At 33.8% G+C, this 2,809-nt stretch carries 4 protein-coding genes; all 4 read left to right on the forward strand.

Going from position 1 to position 2,809, the window contains the following annotated elements; translation table 11 throughout:
- On the forward strand, positions 1-297 hold a 297-nt coding region (locus ACFWDE_RS30230), incomplete at its 5' end, for a transcriptional regulator (protein WP_377896360.1).
- A gap of 435 nt (positions 298-732) precedes the next feature.
- Positions 733-1,053, forward strand: a complete 321-nt coding sequence (locus ACFWDE_RS30235) for a PadR family transcriptional regulator (RefSeq protein WP_001102635.1) — start codon at positions 733-735, stop codon at positions 1,051-1,053.
- Positions 1,050-1,604, forward strand: a complete 555-nt coding sequence (locus ACFWDE_RS30240; protein WP_002016723.1) for an HAAS signaling domain-containing protein — start codon at positions 1,050-1,052, stop codon at positions 1,602-1,604. The genes ACFWDE_RS30235 and ACFWDE_RS30240 overlap by 4 nt, the downstream gene beginning before the upstream one ends.
- Positions 1,597-2,391, forward strand: a complete 795-nt coding sequence (locus tag ACFWDE_RS30245; RefSeq protein WP_377896361.1) for a DUF4097 family beta strand repeat-containing protein — start codon at positions 1,597-1,599, stop codon at positions 2,389-2,391. Before ACFWDE_RS30240 ends, ACFWDE_RS30245 begins: the two co-directional genes overlap by 8 nt.
- Positions 2,392-2,809: the final 418 nt, after the last annotated feature.

The raw sequence follows: 2,809 nt of genomic DNA on the forward strand, positions 1-2,809 counted from the left end.
GAAACGCTTATTACATTAAGTGAGTTATTCAACATTAGCATTGATGAATTAATTAAAGGAGATGATTGCTTGAAAGATAAAATCATCAAAGAAGGAAAAATGGGGGAATTAAGAATGACAGATCCATTCAAATGGTTATATGTATTAAGTTCAATTTTAGTAGTATTTTGGCTTTTTGTACTTCCCTGGTCCAATCCATCAGGTTTAACATTAAGCATAATTAATCTCATAGCTATTATTTACTTTGTAATTGTCGTTAACTACATCAAAAACAACAAGAAGAAATTTTTTAATTAAACTTAAAAATTAAAAACGACAGCGATCAGGTGGTTCAACATTATCTGATCACTGTCGTCTTTATTAAATAATCCCTACTTAATCACAATTTTAGATACTCAAACCTTTTTTCATCCTTCAATGTAAACTTTTAGATAGTTTCTTACATAAAGATACCTATGATCAACAGTTACTTTATGGGGTACCGCCAGCATTTTGCGGTCTGTACCTAAATAAAAACAAATAAAGTTATGTAAAACTCGCTTTCCAAAAATGAACACATTCTTGTTAGGGTGTTTTTGCCCATCTCCCGAAAAAGGGCGTTTTTAAATAAATTTTATGGTACCTTGCAATAAACAATAGCATGTGGTAAATTATTACAAAGGATGTATTATTTACTGTTAGGTACTGTTCAATGAATAGTACCTAAACACTCAAGAAAGGAGTGATTGTTCATTGAATGTACAATTTAAAAAAGGTGTCTTGGAACTGTGTGTTCTTGTGTTGTTGGATAAGCAAGACCGTTATGGTTATGAACTTGTTCAGGAGATTTCAGATCAAATCGAGATATCGGAAGGTTCGATTTATCCACTGTTACGACGATTAACCAAGGAAGAGTATTTTACGACATATTTGCAAGAATCAACAGAAGGGCCGCCGCGTAAGTATTATAAGTTAACTGAGAAAGGTAGGGAATACCTTCACGAATTGCTGACAGAATGGAACGAGTTTTCTAATGGAGTCAATCACTTAATCAAGGAAGGAGCGGGCAAATGAATAAAGAACAATTTTTGAAACAATTAAATACCTCATTAGTAAAGCTTTCGCAAGAGGAACGGCAGGATATTTTACAAGATTACGAAGAGTATTTCGCGATTGGGATGGAAAAAGGAAAAACGGAGCAGGAAATTTCAGCATCCCTTGGAAATCCGAAACAAATTTCCAAGGAACTAACGGCATCTTACCGTCTTGATCAAGTCGAGCAAACAACTTCTGCTGTAAATGTAATGCGAGCTACTTGGGCAGTTATTGGTTTAGGATTTTTTAACTTAGTAATTGTATTAGGACCTTTTATCGCGTTGGTAGGGGTTGTTATTGCAGGATGGGCATCAGCGATAGCCTTCATTCTTTCCCCGTTTGGCGTACTTATTAATCTGGTTTGGGGCAACTTTCTATTATTTGATTTGTTCGTCGCATTAGGTCTTTGCGGAATTGGATTTTTTATTGCAATGGGGATGTATATCGCTACAAGTGCTTTAACTAAGGGATTTATTCGTTATTTAAATTTTAACATTTCTCTTGTGAAAGGTGGTTTGAAAAATGATTAATATTAAAAAATTATCTATTATTGCACTATCTCTATTATTAGTCGGTGTAGTAGGGGGCTTGTTTACATTTTCTCAATCAATAATTAAGGAAACGAAAATAGAGAAAAAATCGATTTCAGATGAGGTAACGGATGTAGATGTTATCGCTCAAAATGCAACTGTTGAAATCATCCCAACGACAGGTACGGATACTAATATAGAGTTAGTATCAAAAGAAGTGAAAGCTTCTAAGCTGAATCTTTCTGCAAATGTGGAAGGAAAGAAACTTACGGTTACATTAAAAGAACAACGCTCCTTTTACATTGGTTTTCATAATCAATCGTTACATTTAAAAGTGTATGTGCCCAAGAAATCTTATAAGTCGTTTGTCGTTAAAAGTGCTAATGGAAAAGTAGAAATGGCTGAATTGGACATAAAGAGTCTGAACGTGGAATCACAAAATGGCCAAATTGACTTAAAAGATATCATATCTGAAAAGGTTGAAGTGAATTCTGCTAATGGAAGAGTAGAACTTAATAATGTAGAGGGAAATCTGATAGGGGAATCGAAAAACGGAGAAATCTCCCTTGTCACAAAAGACTTGGATCGGAATATTCAATTGAAAAGTCGCAATGCGAAGATTATGATTAAAACAGATAAGGAGCCAACCAATACAACCTTTGATGTTCATAGTAATAATGGGGGAATCGATATTCTCAATAAATATAAAGAAAATGTTGTTATTGGTAAAGGTGAAAATTTAGTTAAACTAAATTCAAATAATGGGAAAATCGAGATAATAAAATAGCAACAAAGCGAGAAAAAAGCTGATTCCATTGGAATTGGCTTTTTCAGTTAAGCAGTCATTTAAAAATGCATAGGTCCATAGAGCGAAAAAAGGAGCTTCCCTTGTGAGTGTAGAGTTCCCCCTTAATCTTGCTACCAATAACGAAAATTATGTAAATAAGCTGTCCATATGGACAGCTTATTTTATGTTTTTGCTTAGCGTGGTTTTTTTAAAAAATGCTGGCGGTACCCCATCGCTATCAAGCTAAAATTATGAAGTACCCCCTAAATAAAAATTTTTATCTCACTACAATTATTTATGATCATTCAGCTCATTTTTTTCGCATTGGGGGTGATTTGTATTCTTAACCTGATAGTCATGTTATTAAATGATTTTTGAACCAGAACCAAAAAGACCACCCTAAGGTGATCTTCTTATG

The sequence above is a fragment of the Bacillus sp. NPDC060175 genome, from assembly GCF_042728695.1.
Taxonomy (GTDB): domain Bacteria; phylum Bacillota; class Bacilli; order Bacillales; family Bacillaceae_G; genus Bacillus_A.

Excerpts from the sequence above, each read along its gene's own strand:
- ACFWDE_RS30240 (WP_002016723.1), top strand. The coding sequence starts at position 1,050 with ATGAATAAAGAACAATTTTTGAAACAATTAAATACCTCATTAGTAAAG.
- ACFWDE_RS30245 (WP_377896361.1), top strand. The coding sequence starts at position 1,597 with ATGATTAATATTAAAAAATTATCTATTATTGCACTATCTCTATTATTA.